This is a genomic window from Burkholderia sp. KL41 (assembly GCF_057005415.2).
Window position 1 is genome coordinate 3737331 of sequence record NZ_CM174446.1, and the last position, 16951, is coordinate 3754281.

The 16951-nt window shown below is 66.9% G+C and carries 13 protein-coding genes; 9 read left to right on the plus strand and 4 right to left on the minus strand.

Annotated elements, in window-relative coordinates; genetic code table 11:
* The first annotated feature begins 182 nt into the window (after positions 1-182).
* The 7 genes from PQB87_RS17530 to PQB87_RS17560 all read left to right on the plus strand — a co-directional run bounded on the left by PQB87_RS17530 (position 183) and on the right by PQB87_RS17560 (position 7902).
* Positions 183-1238 (plus strand): putative 2-aminoethylphosphonate ABC transporter substrate-binding protein, encoded by a 1056-nt coding sequence (locus PQB87_RS17530; protein ID WP_059688911.1) that lies wholly within the window; start codon positions 183-185, stop codon positions 1236-1238.
* Between the two features lie 97 nt (positions 1239-1335).
* The gene (locus PQB87_RS17535) at positions 1336-2427 is read left to right on the plus strand and encodes a putative 2-aminoethylphosphonate ABC transporter ATP-binding protein (protein ID WP_111942301.1); all 1092 of its coding nucleotides are present in this window, start codon (positions 1336-1338) and stop codon (positions 2425-2427) included.
* Positions 2424-4151, plus strand: coding sequence for a putative 2-aminoethylphosphonate ABC transporter permease subunit (locus PQB87_RS17540; protein WP_233345482.1), 1728 nt, complete (start codon positions 2424-2426; stop codon positions 4149-4151). Before PQB87_RS17535 ends, PQB87_RS17540 begins: the two co-directional genes overlap by 4 nt.
* A gap of 48 nt (positions 4152-4199) precedes the next feature.
* The gene (locus tag PQB87_RS17545; protein ID WP_153488962.1) at positions 4200-5330 is read left to right on the plus strand and encodes a 2-aminoethylphosphonate--pyruvate transaminase; all 1131 of its coding nucleotides are present in this window, start codon (positions 4200-4202) and stop codon (positions 5328-5330) included.
* A 125-nt stretch (positions 5331-5455) separates the two neighbouring features.
* Positions 5456-6844, plus strand: a complete 1389-nt coding sequence (locus PQB87_RS17550) for an FAD-dependent oxidoreductase (RefSeq protein WP_059688914.1) — start codon at positions 5456-5458, stop codon at positions 6842-6844.
* Positions 6845-7357: 513 nt separating this feature from the next.
* The gene (locus PQB87_RS17555; RefSeq protein WP_502291548.1) at positions 7358-7633 is read left to right on the plus strand and encodes a lipoprotein N-acyltransferase Lnb domain-containing protein; all 276 of its coding nucleotides are present in this window, start codon (positions 7358-7360) and stop codon (positions 7631-7633) included.
* Entirely contained in the window at positions 7630-7902 is a 273-nt protein-coding gene (locus tag PQB87_RS17560; RefSeq protein WP_301863743.1) for a hypothetical protein, read from the plus strand. The genes PQB87_RS17555 and PQB87_RS17560 overlap by 4 nt, the downstream gene beginning before the upstream one ends.
* Before the next feature lie 174 nt (positions 7903-8076).
* Here PQB87_RS17560 and PQB87_RS17565 read toward each other — a convergent pair whose 3' ends face one another.
* A complete protein-coding gene (locus PQB87_RS17565) occupies positions 8077-8802 on the minus strand; it encodes a phosphonate utilization associated transcriptional regulator (RefSeq protein WP_048025648.1) in 726 nt (241 codons plus the stop codon).
* Between the two features lie 206 nt (positions 8803-9008).
* On the minus strand, positions 9009-11183 hold the full coding sequence (locus tag PQB87_RS17570; protein ID WP_059586591.1) for a phosphocholine-specific phospholipase C: 2175 nt from the start codon (positions 11181-11183) through the stop codon (positions 9009-9011).
* A gap of 229 nt (positions 11184-11412) precedes the next feature.
* On the opposite strand from PQB87_RS17570, the gene PQB87_RS17575 reads away from it, so the two are divergent.
* Positions 11413-12348: a LysR family transcriptional regulator gene (locus PQB87_RS17575; protein ID WP_059586593.1), complete on the plus strand. Its 936-nt coding sequence runs from the start codon at positions 11413-11415 to the stop codon at positions 12346-12348.
* A gap of 95 nt (positions 12349-12443) precedes the next feature.
* Here the strand turns inward: PQB87_RS17575 and PQB87_RS17580 are convergent, their stop codons facing one another.
* Entirely contained in the window at positions 12444-14084 is a 1641-nt protein-coding gene (locus PQB87_RS17580) for an L-lactate permease (protein ID WP_021157971.1), read from the minus strand.
* Between the two features lie 419 nt (positions 14085-14503).
* Here PQB87_RS17580 and PQB87_RS17585 point away from each other — a divergent pair, with 419 nt between their 5' ends.
* Positions 14504-14815, plus strand: a complete 312-nt coding sequence (locus tag PQB87_RS17585; RefSeq protein ID WP_489242426.1) for a DUF4148 domain-containing protein — start codon at positions 14504-14506, stop codon at positions 14813-14815.
* Between the two features lie 102 nt (positions 14816-14917).
* Here the strand turns inward: PQB87_RS17585 and gshA are convergent, their stop codons facing one another.
* Positions 14918-16531: a glutamate--cysteine ligase gene (gshA, locus tag PQB87_RS17590; protein WP_489242427.1), complete on the minus strand. Its 1614-nt coding sequence runs from the start codon at positions 16529-16531 to the stop codon at positions 14918-14920.
* Positions 16532-16951 lie beyond the last annotated feature (420 nt).

Below are 16951 nucleotides of genomic sequence, written 5' to 3' on the forward strand. Positions count from 1 at the left end.
GTAGAGCCGTCGGCGCCCGCGCCGCGCCGAAGGGAGGTGTTTTCCATGCTTGACATTAAAATTGATGATTTGTAGATTGTCAACAACATGCAGAGAACAGAAAGCAAAACAACGCAGCAGCAAGAGGGCTGGTCTCCACTCATCCGCCGTGTGCCGCGGCGCCACAGTCAAGGGGTCTGAAGATGAACGAAGTGCCGGTAAACAAGCGTTTGAATGCATGGGCGGCGGGCGCGGCCCGTCTCGCACTGGCCGCGGCGGTCGCGCTCGGCGCCGCGCAGGCGGCGCACGCAAAGACGTCGCTGCTCGTCTACACCGCGCTGGAAGACGAGGCGATGAAGCCCTACAAGGATGCGTTCGAGAAAGCGAACCCCGACATCGAGATCCGCTGGGTGCGCGACTCGACCGGCTCGGTCACCGCGAAGCTGCTCGCGGAGAAGAACAACCCGCGCGCGGACGTCGTGCTCGGCCTCGCCGCGTCGAGCCTCACGCTGCTCGACCTGCAGGGCATGCTGATGCCGTACACGCCGAAGGGCTTCGACCAGCTCACGCGCAAGTACAGCGACGCAAACACGCCGCCGCACTGGGTCGGCATGGACGTGTGGGGCGCGACGATCTGCTACAACCGCGTCGCCGCGCAGGCGAAGAACATCCCGAAGCCGACGTCGTGGGACGACCTGACGAAGCCCGTCTACAAAGGCGCGATCGTGATGCCGAGCCCGGTTTCCTCCGGCACCGGCTACCTCGACGTGACCGCGTGGCTGCAGACCTTCGGCGACGACAAAGGCTGGAAATTCATGGACGCGCTCGACAGGAACGTCGCGCAATACGTGCACTCGGGCTCGAAGCCGTGCACGCTCGCCGGCACCGGCGAATTCCCGATCGGCATCTCGTTCGAGTTCCGCGGCCACGAACTGCAGTCGCAGGGTGCGCCGATCGATCTCGTGTTCCCCAAGGAAGGGCTCGGCTGGGACATGGAAGGCACGGCGATCATGAAGACGACGAAGCAGCCCGACGCCGCGAAGAAGCTGGCCGACTTCATGGCGAGCAAGGACGCGAACCAGATCACCGCGCGCTGGTGGGCGATCGTCGCGTACCCGGGTGTCGCGCGCAAGCTCGCCGGCATCCCCGACAACTACTCGGACCTGCTCGTGAAGAACGACTTCGTGTGGTCGGCGAAGAACCGCCAGTCGATCCTCGATACGTGGCAGAAGCGCTACGGGGCGAAAACGCAGCAGTAACGCCGCGACCGGCAGCGGGGCCGCGCCGCGCGCCGCCCCGCGTCACCCTTTCCATCGTCGAATCCGGCCCCCGGGCCGCCCCAGCATGGAGGCGCGCATGGCACCTTATCTGAGCGTAGAACGCATCGAGAAGCGGTACAACGACACGCAGGTCCTGACCGACATCAACCTGAGCGTGATGAAGGGCGAAATGATCTGCTTCCTCGGGCCGTCCGGCTGCGGGAAGACCACGCTGCTGCGGATCATCGCGGGGCTCGAAACGCAGAACGCCGGCCACATCATGCAGGACGGCCGCGACATCTCGCGGCTCCCGCCGCAACTGCGCGACTACGGCATCGTGTTCCAGTCGTATGCGCTGTTCCCGAACCTCACCGTGTACGACAACGTCGCGTACGGGCTCGTGAACCGGAAGATGAAGCGCGACGCGATCCACGAGCGCGTGCACACGCTGCTCGCGCTGGTCGGCCTGCCCGACAGCCATCGCAAGCATCCGGGCCAGTTGTCGGGCGGCCAGCAGCAGCGCATCGCGCTGGCGCGCGCGCTCGCGACTTCCCCCGGCCTGCTGCTGCTCGACGAACCGCTGTCGGCGCTCGACGCGCGCGTGCGCGTGCGGCTGCGCCAGGAAATCCGCGCGCTGCAGCAGCGGCTCGGCGTGACGACGATCATGGTCACGCACGACCAGGAAGAAGCGTTGTCGATGGCCGACCGCATCGTCGTGATGAACCACGGCGTGATCGAGCAGATCGGCACGCCGCTCGAAATCTACCGGCAGCCGGCGTCGCCGTTCGTCGCGGATTTCATCGGCCGCGTCAACACGATTCCCGCCGAAGTCGCACCCGACGGCTCGCTGCGCGCGGGTGCGGTCGGCCTCGACTGCCGCCATGGCACGGCCCGCCCCGCGCAGGGCGCGGCGGTGTCGGTCTACGTGCGGCCGGAAGACCTGCGCATCCGCGTGCCCGGCGAAACGGCCGACAACGTGCTGGCCGGCCGCGTCGAGAAGCTCGAATTCCTCGGCGCGTTCTGTCGCGTGAGCTTCCGGATCGACGGGCTCGACGGCCAGGAGATCGTCGCCGACCTGTCGTATCACGACGTCGACCGCACCGGCGTCGCGGCCGGCGCGCGCATCGACCTCGCGCTCGATCGCGAGCATGTCCGCGTGTTCCCGAGCGCGAAGGAGCGACTGCAATGAGCACCGTCCTGACCGAGCGCCGCCGCGGCGCCTCCGCCCCCGCCGACGTGCGGCAGATCACGCACTGGCACGACCGCATCGCGCAGTTCGCGCTCGTCGCGATGGCCGCGCTGATGTCGCTGTTCCTGCTGCTGCCGCTCGCGCTCGTCGTGCAGAAATGCTTCGTCGATGCCGACGGGCGATTCGTCGGCGCGCACAACTTCGTCGATTACCTCGAGGACAGCGGCGTGCTGCGCTCGATGCTGCATTCGCTGACGGTCGGCGCGCTCGTCACGATGATCGTCGTGCCGATGGCGTTCACGTTCGCGTATGCGCTGACGCGCTCGTGCATGCCGCTGAAGAACGCGGCGCGCACGATCGCGCTGTTGCCGCTGCTCGCGCCAACGCTGTTGTCCGCGGTGTCGTTCATCTACTGGTTCGGCAACGCGGGGCTGCTGAAGCCGCTGCTGCACGGCCATTCGATCTACGGGCTGCCGGGCATCGTGCTGAGCATGGTGTACGCGTCGTTCCCGCACGTGCTGATGATCCTCGTCACCGCGCTGTCGCTGGCCGACGGCCGGCTCTACGAGGCCGCCGACGCGATGGGTACGGGCCGCATCCGCAAGTTCTTCACGATCACGCTGCCGGGCGCGAAGTACGGGCTGATCAGCGCGACGATGGTGGCGTTCACGATGTGCATCAACGACTTCGGCGTGCCGGTCGTGATCGGCGGCTCGTACAACGTGCTGTCGACCGACATCTACAAGCTGATCATCGGCCTGCAGGACTTCAACCGCAGCGCCGTCGTGAGCCTGATGCTGCTGTGCCCCGCCCTCGTCGCGTTCGGCGTCGACTTCTTCATCCGCCGCCGCCAGCAGTCGCAGCTCGGCGCGCGCTCGACGCCGTACCAGCCGAAACCGTCGCGCGGCTTCGACGCGGCGATGCTCGCGTACTGCACGCTCGTATGCGCGTTCTTCATCGCGGTGGTCGGCATCTCGGTGTTCGCGTCGTTCGTGAAGTTCTGGCCGTACCAGATGACCCTCGGGCTGCAGCACTACGAAATGGGGCTGATCGGCGCCGGCATCTTCGACGCGTACAGGAACAGCCTGCGGATGGCTGCGACGGTGGCGATCGGCGGCACGATCGTCGTGTTCGGCGGGGCGTACCTGATCGAGAAGACGCGCGGCGCGCGCTGGCTGCGCGGCTTCATCGCCCTGTGCGCGATCCTGCCGATGGGCGTGCCGGGGCTCGTGCTCGGCATCAGCTACATCTTCCTGTTCAACGCGCCCGGCAATCCGCTGAACGGGCTGTACGGCTCGCTGTGGCTGCTCGCGATCGTCACGGTGGTGCACTACTACGCGTCGAGCCACCTGACGGCCGTCACCGCGCTCAGGCAGATCGACAGCGAGTTCGAGGCCGTGTCCGCGTCGCTGAAGGTGCCGTTCTACAAGACCTTCCTGCGCGTGACCGTGCCCGTGTGCCTGCCCGCGATCCTGCTGATCGCGCGCTACCTGTTCGTCAACGGGATGACGACCGTGTCGGCCGTCGCGTTCCTCTACTCGCCCGACACACAGCCCGCGTCGGTCGCGATCCTGAACCTCGACGACGCGGGCCAGATGGGCCCGGCCGCCGCGATGGCCACGCTCGTGCTCGCGACGTCGTCGTTCGCCTGCGTGCTGTTCGCGTGCATCTCGCATCGACTGCTGCGCCGTACGCAGGCCTGGCGCAACCCGCATCGCCACTGATTCTTTCTCCGCATTCACGTGACGTCCCGACTTCATCGAGGAGACACCATGACGCTCGCCGCCCAGCCCATCCTGCTCACCCCCGGCCCCCTGACCACCTCCGACCGCACGCGCGACGCGATGCTGCGCGACTGGGGATCGTGGGACAGCGACTTCAACACGATCACCGCGCGGCTGCGCGAACGCCTGCTGCAGATCGTGCACGGCGAAGGCACGCACGAATGCGTGCCGCTGCAAGGCAGCGGCACGTTCTCCGTCGAGGCGGCCATCGGCACGCTCGTGCCGCGCGACGGCCACGTGCTCGTGCCGAACAACGGCGCGTACTGTCAGCGCATCGCGAAGATCTGCCGCGTGCTCGGCCGCAAGCTCACGACGATCGACTACAGCGAGGATCGCCGCGTCGATCCGGCCGACGTCGAGCGCGCGCTCGCCGCCGATCCGTCCATCACGCACGTCGCGCTCGTGCATTGCGAAACGGGTGCCGGCGTGCTGAACCCGCTGCACGACATCGCGCAGGTCGTCGCGAAGCACGGCCGCGCGTTGATCGTCGATGCGATGAGCTCGTTCGGCGCGATCGACATCGACGCGCGCACGACGCCGTTCGACGCGGTGATCGCCGCGTCCGGCAAATGCCTCGAAGGCGTGCCGGGGCTCGGCTTCGTGATCGCGAAGCGCAGCACGCTCGAACGCTGCGAAGGCAACAGCCATTCGCTCGCGATGGACCTGTACGACCAGTGGGTCTACATGCAGCGCACGACGCAGTGGCGCTTCACGCCGCCGACCCACGTGGTCGCGGCGCTCGACGCGGCCGTCGCGCAATACGTCGACGAAGGCGGGCTCGCCGCCCGCGGCGGCCGCTACCAGCGCAACACGCGCGCGCTGATCGACGGGATGCTCGCGCTCGGCTTCCGGCCGTTCCTCGATCCGGCGATCCAGGCGCCGATCATCGTCACGTTCCATGCGCCGGACGATCCGAACTACGACTTCAAGCGGTTCTACCAGGAGGTCAAGAAGCGCGGCTACATCCTGTATCCGGGCAAGCTCACCGAGGTCGAGACGTTCCGGGTCGGCTGCATCGGCCACTTCGGCGAAGCCGGCATCCCGGGCGCCGTCGCCGCGATCGCCGACACGCTGAAAGCGATGGGCGTGCGCCGCGTATCGGCCGAAGCGGCGGCCTGACGTGACGCAATACGGCGTGACGTGATGCGACGTGATGTGACCTGCCCCGCCGCGTGCACGTTCGCATGCGGCGGCCGCTTTTCCCGTGCCGTGCACGGCACGGCCCCTTTTCGGCGAACCCTCCCATGCGACCCTTCTGGATCGAACAAGCGCTGTTCAACGACGGCGATCTCGCCCCCGCGCTGCAAGGTGCGACGCAGGCCGACGTCTGCATCGTCGGCGGCGGCTTCACCGGGCTCTGGACCGCGATCCAGGCCAGGCAGCAGAACCCCGCGCTCGACATCGCGATCGTCGAAGCCGACCTGTGCGGCGCCGGCGCGAGCGGCCGCAACGGCGGCTGCCTGCTCACGTGGTCCGCGAAATTCCTGACGCTGCGGCGGCTGTTCGGGGAAGCCGAGGCGATCCGGCTCGTGAAGGCCTCCGAAGCAGCCGTGCAGCACATCGCCGATTTCTGCCGCGCGCACGACATCGATGCCGAACTGCGGCTCGACGGCACGCTGTACACCGCGACGTCGCGCGCGCAGGTCGGCACGCTCGCGCCGGTACTCGATGCGCTCGCCGCGTGCGGCATCCACAGCTACGAGCCGCTGCCGCCCGCCGAAGTCGCGCGCCGCTCGGGTTCCGCACGCAACCTCGACGGCGTCTACTCGCCGATCGCCGCGACCGTGCATCCCGGCAAGCTCGTGCGCGGGCTGCGCCGCGTCGCGCTCGCGATGGGCATCCGGATCTACGAGCGCACGCCGATGCTCGACTTCACGCCCGGCCAGCCGGCCGTCGTGCGCACGCCGTCGGGCAGCGTGAGCGCGGGCAAGCTCGTGTTCGCGATCAACGCGTGGATGGCGAGCCGCTTTCCGCAGTTCGAACGCACGATCGCGGTCGTGTCGAGCGACATGGTCATCACCGAGAAATGCCCCGAACTGCTCGAGAAGACCGGGCTCGTGGACGGCGTGTCGGTGCTCGATTCGCGGATCTTCGTCTACTACTACCGCACCACCGCCGACGGGCGGCTGATGCTCGGCAAGGGCGGCAACACGTTCTCGTGGCGCAGCCGCATCGCGCCCGTGTTCGACCGGCGCTCGCCGTACGAGGCGCAGCTCACGCACAGCCTGCGCGAGTTCTTTCCGTCGCTCGCGGGCGTGCCGGTCACGGCGAGCTGGAACGGGCCGTCGGATCGATCGGTCACCGGCTTCCCGTTCTTCGGCCGCCTGGACGATGCGCCGAACGTGTTCTACGGCTTCGGCTATTCGGGCAACGGCGTGGGACCGACCTACATGGGTGGGCAGATTTTGTCGTCGCTGGTGCTCGGCCTCGACAACGCATGGACGCGCAGCCCAATCGTGCGCGGCCCGCTCGGCCATTTCCCGCCGGAGCCGATCCGCTATGTCGGCGCGCATGTCGTGCGCAATGCGATCCGCCGCAAGGAGCGCGCGGAGGACGAGAGCCGGCAGCCGGCGGCCGTCGATACGTGGCTCGCGAAGTTTGCGAGCGCGGCGGGGAAGGCGGACAAGGCGTGACGGGAGGGCACCATGCGCGGGGGATCAGGAAAACCCGGGCGGCACGCCAAGCGCTATCCCGCCGCCGGCTTTTTGAGCCCTCGCCTCGCCCGATTGGCAAGCGAGGAAATCCCGTCCATAGAGCAAGTCCAATCTCCAACATCGTGATTCCCGCAAAACAGGCAACCCGTCCTTCAATTTACTGCGCATCGACGAGACACGCCCCAATACAGATATAATTAAAAAAATGGATTTACCGCTTATCGAATATTTATTTTTCGATTAAATATCTCGATTTTACAATCAAGATCATCATGATAGGATTTCGTGAATTCGATAGATAATCAATTCACTTCATCCTTCATGCATTCGTCAGCAACCGTTGAAATCCTGATTAGCGACTCTCGATCTATCTCGAGAGGATCTCAGTTCGGACATGCCGCGATCGCAATCGACGGAATCGTATATGGCAGGGCGCATCCGGGGTGGGACGTCGATAACATCCGGAGCTATCTGAATCGCCAGCAAACCAAGATGCAACGCGATACGATCGGCTATCTCCTCCACAGCTCCGAGGACGAGAAGAAGATCATTGTTTCCGAGATTAAACGCCGGCGACATGAAAACAAGCCATACTCGCTCGTTGACAACAATTGCTCGTCGAACATAGCCGAATTACTGGGCAAGGCGGGAATTCTGGCTTATGACCCAAGATGGCAACTGCCGGGTATCATAGCCCCTGCGGATTTGATGACCGGTCTGCGCCACTCGAAACGCCTGATTGGAATCCAACGATATCCCAAAAAATGATGCGCTTTCTGCTATTCGCCGCACTCACCATGATGATCGGCGCGTGCTCGAAATATAAAGACGAGAAGTGGACAGCGCTTCAGAACATGCCTGCGTTTGCCGAGCCAAACGACGATAGAACCCAGCCGATCTTTACGGTCAGGAAAGGTGAATCCTGTGTTCCATTGACGGATCGTGTTGCCAAAATCTACGCGTACACACAAGTGCACTGCGAATCCGGCACGGGCTGGGTTCTGGACGATGCCTTTGATAAACGACGCGGCAAATGATCGCCTGCCGGCGATCCTTGCATTCAGCCCGGGCGCCCTCGATTTCGACCGGGGCCACACCTGTCCGATGCGACCAGCAAGCCAGCCGAAACTCGCAATGCAAGAACGGAGGGCGGTGAGCGCCCGGTCAACGCTCTTTCGTCATCAATGTGCGATGACGCCCGCCGCCCCCACTCACGCGCCAGCCTTCTCCCGCGCCGCCTTGCCCGTCGCGGGCAGCCCCTGCTCGTGCGTACGGCGCATCCGTGCAAGGCCATGCGAAACGTGCTCGCGCACCAGCGCGACCGCCTGCTCCTCGTCGCCCCGTGCGAGCGCCTGCACGATCTTGTCGTGCTCGGCGGCGGACACCGCGATCGCGTCTTCCTCGGCCTCGATCGCGGCCTGGCGCAGCAGCCCGAGCTGGCGCACCAGCCGGCGGTAGGTATCGGTGAGGTGCGTATTGCCGACGCCGACGACCATCGCGTCGTGGAACTGCACGTTCAGCTCCGTATAGCGCGTGACGTCGTGGGTCTTCGCGGCGTCCTTCATCGACTGGATGATGCCCTTCAGCACCTTCAGCGTGTCGGGCGAGATGCGCTTCGCGAGCGCGCGCGCGACCGACTCGTCGAGCATCGCGCGCACTTCGTAGATCTCCTCGGCCTCGCGCAGCGGCACGACGCGCACCGTCACGCCGCGGTTCTTCTCGTTACGCAGCAGGCCGGCCTGCTCGAGCGCCCGAAACGCTTCGCGCACGGGGCCGCGCGACACGTTCAGCCGGGTCGCGATCTCGACTTCGTTGAGCTTCTCGCCGGGTGCGTATTCGCCGGAGACGATCGCGCGCTCGAGCATGTCCTGGACGATCATCGCGAGCGACTGGCTTTGCAGGAGTTCGATGGCGCTGAGCGCGTTCGGGGCTGTCATGGTCGGGCAGGCAGCAAGGCTGCGGTAGGGAACGAGGGCGCCATATCGGCGAATGATCCTTGTATACCCTCGGCCCGGTACATTGTCAACAGTTTTCAGTTTCCAAAAGCCAATTCCACGTGCCGGGATGCAATCGGGATGCAGCCGGCAGGCGGTGCTCGCGCGGCGGGCCGACCTCGCCCGCATCGCGCGACGCGTGACGGCCGTCAGGCCGTCGTGTGCTTCACCGGCCCCGGATCGCTGTGGCTCGGCCGGCCCGTCTCGACGTGACCCGCGAAGCGGCGCACGACCTTGTCGTCGCCGCCGCGCAGCGTCGTCGCGGTAATCGTCAGATCGTACCAGCCGTGGCTCGACGACAGCGCGAAGTGATCCTCGACGCGTTCGCCCGGCTCCAGCGTGTAGGTGCGCGCATGCGCATGGCTGTACGCGTTGTCGACCGTCACGCGACAGGTCGCGCGGCCGCTGTTGCGCAGTTGCAGGTACACGTGACGGTTGCGCACGTCGTAGCCGATCCGCGCTTCGGGGTTCGCGTGCCGCCCGTCGGCCGCGAGCCGCGTGTTGCCCTGGAACTCGCACAGATAGCCGTTCGGGCCGTATGCCGCGAGATGGTAATCGCCGCGCGCGGCCGACGTGTTCCACGTGTCGACGAAGCGATCGTGCGCGGACACCGCATAACGACGCGGCGGCGTCGCCGGATTGCGGCGGTCGTACACGTAGAACGCCGCACCCGCGTCGCCGGTGTTCGCGAAGTCGAGCGACACGCTGTCGTCATGGCCGCTCACGCGGCTGTGCACGAACAGCTCGTAGGGCAGCGCCCGCGCCGGCCGCGTGCCGGGTTCCTGCGCCGGCATCGCCTGCTGCGCGGGCACCTGGTACGCCTGGCCGGCCGTCGCGATGTGCTGCGGCACCGTGAAGCTCACCGTGCGCGTGTCGGGGCGCGCGGAGAAGTCGAACGCCGACGTGAGGTCGCCGCAGATCGAGCGGCGCCATGCGCTGATGTTCGGCTCCTTCACGCCGAAGCGCGCTTCGAGGAAACGCAGCACCGACGTATGGTCGAACGTCTCCGAGCAGACCCAGCCGCCCTTCGTCCACGGCGAGATGATGATCAGCGGCACGCGCGGCCCGAGGCCGATCGGCTGGATGCCGCCCGGGTCCGCGCCCGGCACGAGCGGGCTCATTTCGCCCGGGTACTTGTTCAGGTCGAGCAGCTCGTCGCCGAGGTTCGACAGCAGGTTCGACGACACGATGCCCTGGCCGCCCACGCCGCTCGTGACCGGCGGCACCGGCGGCACGACGTGATCGAACAGCCCGTCGTTCTCGTCGTAGTTGAGGATGAACACCGTCTTCGCCCACACCTCCGGGTTCGACGTCAGCGCCTCGAGCACCATGTTGATGTAGAACGCGCCGTCGGTCGGCGACGCCTGCGGGTGCTCGCTGTACTTGTACGGCGCGACGATCCACGACACCTGCGGCAGCCGGTTCGCCTGCACGTCGGCCTTCAGCTCGGCGAGCGTGTGGTCCGACGCGCCCTTGTCGACCAGCGGGCCGCTCGCGCCTTCCTTCACCTGGAACTTCTTGAAGAACATCAGCGAGTTGTCGGTGTAGTTGTCGGTCGGGTCGCCCGGGATGCCCGTGCCGCCCTGGTACACCTTCCAGCTGATCTTCGCGTTCTCGAGGCGCTCGGCGTAGGTCGTCCACGTGTAGCCGTTCACGTCGTCGCGCTCGCCGATGCCCGGGCCGTTCGGCGGGGTGCCGTAGATGTTGCGCGGGTCGACCGTGCCGGTCCACAGGTAGATGCGGTTCGGCGCGGTGTCGGCGTGCGCGGAGCAGAAGTACGAATCGCAGATCGTGAACGCGTCGGCCAGTGCGTAGTGGTACGTGAGGTCCTGGCGCTTCAGGTAGCCCATCGTCAGCACGTCCTGCTTCTGGTTCACCCACTGGTCCCACTGGCCGTTGTTCCAGGACAGGTGGCCGCTGCTCCAGCCGTGGTTGGTGCCCGGCTGGAATTCGGTCGTCTGCTTCGGATCGAGGTAGAACGGCAGCACGTACGGCGCCGACGGATCGAGGCCGCGCGAATGATAGTTCTTCGTGAACACCGATGCCGGCGGCTGCTGCCACACCGGTGCGCCGCTCGGCAGCAGGTGCGGGCGCGGGTCGTTGAAGCCGCGCACGCCGCGCAGCCCGCCGAAGTAATGGTCGAACGAACGGTTTTCCTGCATGAAGATCACGACGTGCTCGACGTCGCGGATCGTGCCCGTGCGGTAGGCGGCCGGCATCGCCAGCGCATTGCGGATCGCGGGCGGGAAGCCCGCGTAGGCGGCCATCGCACCGGCCGACTGCGCGGCGAGGCGCAGGAAATCGCGTCGATTGTTCGAAGACATGAAGGGAACCCTGTTGTAGGTAGGAGTGGGGCGCCGGTCGAGCGGGGCCGGCGGTCGGTGTGTTACGCGCTATTACCCCGCACCCGCATGTCCCGGCCGTGACCGGTTCCAGCAGCTTTCTTGCGCTTACCCCCAGCTTTTTTTCGAAGCGGCGCACAACGCGCCTTTCATGCGGCCGACACACGCATGCGCTACGCTGACGCGCGATGAAGAGGGGAGAAGCCGAGTCGTGTTCGATCAGCTGAAGGCGTTCCATGCGACCGTCCGGCAGGGCAGCATCACGCGCGCCGCGCGCCACCTGGGCGTGAGCCAGCCGACGATTGCCGCGCAGATCCGGCAGGTCGAGCAGCTGTACGGCGTCGAGCTGTTCTACCGCAGCGGCCGCAAGCTCGAGGTCACCGAGACGGGTATCGAGCTGCTGCCGCTCGTCGAGAAGATGATCGCACTCGAGGCGCAGGCCGACATCATGCTGCGCAACGTCGGCGGCCTGTTCGAAGGTCACCTGCGGATCGGTGCGACGGGGCCGTACTACATCATGGACGCGGTCGGCCGCTTCTCGAACGCGCATCCGTCGATCGCGCTCACGTGCCGGATCGGCAACTCCGAGGAAATCCTGCAGGCGCTGCAGGAATTCCGCATCGATCTCGCGGTATCGTCGCAGCGCAACGACGCCGAAGGCCTCGAACGCAAGGTGATCTCGACCGACCCGCTCGTGCTCGTCGTGCATCGCACGCATCCGCTCGCGCGTTTCGACGCAATCGATCCGGCGCAGCTCGCCGACGTGCGGCTCCTGATTCGCGAGGAGGGGTCGGTGACACGCCGCTGCACGGAGACGATCCTCGCGGCGGCCGGTGTCGCGGCCGTATCGATGGCCGAGATCGGCAGCCGCGAAGCGATCCGCGAGGCGATCCTGCACGGCGTGGGCGGCAGCCTGTTTCCGCTCGGCGAGGCGGAGCGCCATCCCGACCTGCGCGTGATTGCGCTGCGCGGCGTCGACACGACGATCGACGAATACGTGTACTACCTGAAGGCGCGCCGCCAGAGCCCCGCGATCGACGCGTTTCTCGCGTGCATCCTGCCGGCCGACGGCAACACGGCCGCGGCGGCCTCGGCAGCCGGGGCGGATGAAGCAGGACGAACGGCGCGGCGGGCGAACGCGCGCTGAAGTGCCGCGCGTTCGCCGGTTCCGCACTTTGCCGGCGCTTTTCCCGCGCCTTCCCTCGTTTTTCCTCGTGCCTTCCTTCTGTCGTTGCGCTCACCTCATTTCGGCAGTGCCGGAATCATCCACGTCAGCACGTGCTGCTGCAGGAACACCAGCACGCCGAGCAGCAGCGTGAGGATCACGCTGTGCCAGAAGGTGCGCGCAAACACGACACCTTCCTGCCCTTTCAGGTCCGTCGTCGACACGCCCGTCGCGATGTTCTGCGGCGAGATCATCTTGCCCATCACGCCGCCCGACGAGTTGGTCGCGGCCATCAGCACCGGATCGAGGCCGAGCTGCCGCGCGGCCACGACCTGCAGGTTGCCGAACAGCGCGTTGCCCGACGTGTCGCTGCCGGACAGGAACACGGCGATCCAGCCGAGCGACGCGGACACCAGCGGGAACAGCGCCCCCGTCGACGCGACGCCGGTGCCGAGCGTATAGCTGATTCCCGAGTAGTTCAGCAGGTACGCGAGCCCGACGATCATCATCACCGTGACGATCGCGATCCACGTCTGCCGCCAGGTCTTGACCACGCATTCGAGGAACGCACCGATACCGGTGCGCGTCAGCGCGGCCGTGATGATCGCCGAGAGCAGGATCGCGGTGCCCGTGCCGAGCGGCTGGAAGTCCCAGATCGCCGCATACGGCTTGTGGTACAGCGACACGAACACCGCGTTGTGCAGGCCCGGCCACTTGATCTTCACGTCGCCGATCGCCGCGACGTTCGCGTGCACCCACACGATCACGACCACCGACACGACGAGCCACGGCAGCCAGCCGCCGAAACCCGCGCGGGCGGCACCGGCCGTTGCGGGCACGCTGCGCGCGAGCGCGTATTGCGGATCGGGTTGCGGCTTCCACACCTGGAGGAAACCGATCGTGACGATCAGCGACGTGAGCGACGACAGCACGTCGGTGAGCTGGTAGCCGAGGAAGTTCGACGTGACGAACTGCGCGATCGCGAAACTGCCGCCCGACACGAGCAGCGCGGGCCACAGCTTCGAGATCGAGCGCAGCCCGCCGTACGCGCCGACCACGTAGAACGGCAACAGCAGCGCGAAGAACGGCAACTGGCGGCCGACCATCTGCGCGAGTGTCGCGGGCGGCAGCGACGTCACCGCGCCGAGCACGGTGATCGGCACGCCGAGCGCGCCGAACGCAACCGGCGCCGTGTTGAACAGCAGCGTATAGGTGAGCGCTTCGAGCGCGGGGAAGCCGAGCGCGATCAGGAGTGCGCTCGTGATCGCGACCGGCGTGCCGAATCCCGAGATCCCTTCGAGCAGGCAGCCGAACGAGAACGCGACGACGAGCAGCACGAGGCGCCGATCGTCGGGCAGGTTGTCGAGCATCCACTGCCGGAACTGGTCGAAGCGGCCCGACTTCACCGCGATGTTGTACAGCAGCAGCGCGTTGAAGACGATCCACATCACCGGCACGACCGCGAGCGCCATGCCCGCGCCGACCGCGTTGAACGCGAGCCCGGCCGGCATCCCCCACGCGCCGATCGCGACCGCGAGGCCGGCGACCAGGCCGGCGAGCGACGCCTGCCACGCGGGGCGGCGCAGCACGCCCAGCGCGATCAGCGCGACGGCGATCGGAATCGCGGCGACGAGGAAGGACAGCAGCAGCGAGTTGGCGACCGGCGTCAACGGCTGCGCGAAGACAATGCCGGGCGGCAGGGCGTCGGTGGGATTCATCGCGTCTCCAAAGTCGACCCGGGGCTGGCGCGGCGGCGCCCCCGGATTCGGTGCAAAGCGGTCCTTCCGCAATCGCGACGACGCGCAGGCGCTTGTGCACGCAACGACGTCGCACGGCCAACCGATCGGTCGCTTAAAAGAGGTTAGGAGGCGCGGGGCGCTTCTACAAGGAGGACAAGCCCGATGCATGCCGACCCGGTACGAGCCCGCCGCCGCAGGCTGACAGGCAGCGGGCGGGCCGCTGTCGCGTTCGACAGGATGCCCGTCACGCGCGGCTCACCCGCGCAATGTTGCACATGCGGCAAAGGTGCCTGACGGCGGGCGGGATGTTTCGTCTGGCATCCGAAGCCTAGACTGGCTGCATCGATTCCGACCGCGCCGGCCACGGCACGGCACCGGAACCTCACGGAGTGAACACGATGAAGACGATGAAACAAGCCGTATGCGCATGCGTGCTGATCGGCGCGGCCTTCGCCGCGCACGCGCAGGCCGCGTCGACGCTGACGCGCGCCGAGGTCCGCCAGGAACTCGTGGAGCTGCAGGCCGCCGGCTACCGGACGAGCCTGGCAAGCAGTCCCGACTTTCCGGAAAACATGCAGGCGATCATGCACCGTGCCGCGCAGGCACGCGGCGGGGACGCCGGCTACGGTCGCGACGTCGGAGCAAACGTGGAATCGGGCAAGCCGGCGCAGCCGCACGCGATCGATCGCGGCACGTACGCACACCACTAACGGTGGATCGACCCGGATCGGGGGCGCCACGGCGCACACCGACCGGCGACGGAAGACGCAGCGCGCACCGCGCCGACCGACGCGGTGCGCGTGCGCCAGGCATCACACGCTGAAGCGGTTCAGCGTATACGCGCGATAGGCCGCGACGAATGCGTCGAACGATCCGGCCTCCTTCGCTTCGAGCTCGGCCTGCTCGGCGAGCGACTTCGCGGCGAGCGCCTGCTCGGTGCGCAGCGTGTCCGCCGACGGCGGGTGCGCGCGGAAATGCGCGGCATGCGCTTCGCTCTGCGCCAGCGCGAACCCGAGGAACGACTGCCCGCGCTCGCGCATCGTGCGCAGCACGCGCGCGGACGGCGTGCGCTCCGGATCGGCGAGCTTCTCGCGCTGCGCGGCGATCGCGCGCGCATGTTCGTCGCCGCCGCGGATTTCGTCGAGACGGCGGCCGACGGTTTCGATATCGCCCATCAGTTCGTCCGCCCACGCCTGCAGCGTGATCGGCGCGCCGTCGCGCTGCAGCGTGAGCCCGGGCTTGCGCCCTTCCATCGTCACGCTGCCGAAGTTCGCGTTCGCCTCCTGGTACGCGGGGCAGTCGAGCACCGGGCTCTCGTCGAGCGCGCACGCGAGCAGGAAGGCGTCGATGAAGCGCGCGGTTTCCAGTGCGATGCCGGTCGGCTCGAACGGATCGATGTCGAGACAGCGCACCTCGATGTACTGCACGCCGCGCGACGCGAGCGCATGCAGCGGCCGCTCGCCCGAATACGTGACGCGCTTCGGCCGGATCGTCGAGTAGAACTCGTTTTCGATCTGCAGCACGTTCGTGTTGATCTGGATCCACTCGCCGTCGCGATGCGTGCCGATGGCCTCGTATGCCGGATACGGCTCGCTCACGGCCTTCGACAGCGCGTCGAGATAACCGGGCAGCGTGTTGTAGTCGACGTGCAGCGCGGCCTGGGCGGTCGTGTTCGAGTAGCCGAGATCGCTCATCCGCAGGCTCGTCGCATACGGCAGGTACAGCGTATCGGCGTCGAACGTGTCGAGCCTGTGCGGCTTGCCGCGCAGGAACTTCGTGTCGAGCGCGGGCGATGCGCCGAACAGGTACATCAGCAGCCAGCTGCGGCGGCGGAAGTTGCGGATCTGCGCGAGATAGCGCTCCGACTGGTAATCGACGAGCGTGGCCGTCGACCCTTCTTCCGCATGCAGGCGCCGCCACACTTCCTCGTGCAGCGAGTAGTTGTAGTGGATGCCGGCGATGCACTGCATCGTGCGGCCGTAGCGATACGCGAGGCCGCGCCGGTACACCGTCTTCAGGCGGCCGATGTTCGACGTGCCGTAGTCGGCGATCGGGATCTGGTCGTCGGCCGGCAGCAGGCCCGGCATCGAGTCGTTCCACAGCATCTCGTCGCCGAGCGATGCATAGACGTAGCGATGCAGATCGTCGAGGCGTTCGAGCGTGATCGCGGCGTCGCGTTCCGCGGGCGTGATCAGTTCGATCAGCGCTTCGGAATAATCGGTCGTCAGCGCCGGATGCGTGAGCGCCGAACCGAGCGCGCGCGGATGCGGCGTGAACGCGATCATCCCGTCGCGCGTCACGCGCAGGCTTTCCTTTTCGATGCCGCGCAGGCCGTCGGGCAGATGCTGCCGCGTCGGGCCCGAGCTCAGTGCTTCGAGGCGATTCAGCAGCAGTTCGGACTGGCGGTGAGTCATGGTGTTCGACATGGAGACGCAAGTGCGTGACGGCCGCGCGCAGAACGCCGCGCGCGGCCGGCTGGATTGTTGGTCGCTTCGTTGGTAGCGGGCACTTTAACATCTCGCCGAAACCCGCGCTTGAGGTGGCGCCGGGCATGGTGCACGGGCCGGAGCGGGCCGCCGGACGGGCCGGCCGCGGCGATCGCCGCATCTCCCACCGGTTCCGGGCGGCGGCAGCAGGCACACCGGTTGAGCGCATTCGTCCGACGGAACTTGACGCGTGAACGGGTGACGGCAGGTGCAACCGTGCCGCCGAATCGACCGCGGAGAGAGGCGAAAGTGTGCGTCGTGCGCCCGGCATCGGGCGGACGACGGATTCGAGAAATAGCCTTGATGGTCGAAGTCCGGCGGTAGCCAACGAACACCGGCACGGCTTGCGCGACGGGTTGC

Excerpts from the sequence above, each read along its gene's own strand:
- PQB87_RS17535 (WP_111942301.1), top strand. The coding sequence starts at position 1,336 with ATGGCACCTTATCTGAGCGTAGAACGCATCGAGAAGCGGTACAACGAC.
- gshA (WP_489242427.1), bottom strand. The coding sequence starts at position 16,531 with ATGTCGAACACCATGACTCACCGCCAGTCCGAACTGCTGCTGAATCGC.
- PQB87_RS17585 (WP_489242426.1), top strand. The coding sequence starts at position 14,504 with ATGAAGACGATGAAACAAGCCGTATGCGCATGCGTGCTGATCGGCGCG.
- PQB87_RS17570 (WP_059586591.1), bottom strand. The coding sequence starts at position 11,183 with ATGTCTTCGAACAATCGACGCGATTTCCTGCGCCTCGCCGCGCAGTCG.
- PQB87_RS17545 (WP_153488962.1), top strand. The coding sequence starts at position 4,200 with ATGACGCTCGCCGCCCAGCCCATCCTGCTCACCCCCGGCCCCCTGACC.
- PQB87_RS17555 (WP_502291548.1), top strand. The coding sequence starts at position 7,358 with ATGCAACGCGATACGATCGGCTATCTCCTCCACAGCTCCGAGGACGAG.
- PQB87_RS17560 (WP_301863743.1), top strand. The coding sequence starts at position 7,630 with ATGATGCGCTTTCTGCTATTCGCCGCACTCACCATGATGATCGGCGCG.
- PQB87_RS17530 (WP_059688911.1), top strand. The coding sequence starts at position 183 with ATGAACGAAGTGCCGGTAAACAAGCGTTTGAATGCATGGGCGGCGGGC.
- PQB87_RS17580 (WP_021157971.1), bottom strand. The coding sequence starts at position 14,084 with ATGAATCCCACCGACGCCCTGCCGCCCGGCATTGTCTTCGCGCAGCCG.
- PQB87_RS17565 (WP_048025648.1), bottom strand. The coding sequence starts at position 8,802 with ATGACAGCCCCGAACGCGCTCAGCGCCATCGAACTCCTGCAAAGCCAG.
- PQB87_RS17550 (WP_059688914.1), top strand. The coding sequence starts at position 5,456 with ATGCGACCCTTCTGGATCGAACAAGCGCTGTTCAACGACGGCGATCTC.
- PQB87_RS17540 (WP_233345482.1), top strand. The coding sequence starts at position 2,424 with ATGAGCACCGTCCTGACCGAGCGCCGCCGCGGCGCCTCCGCCCCCGCC.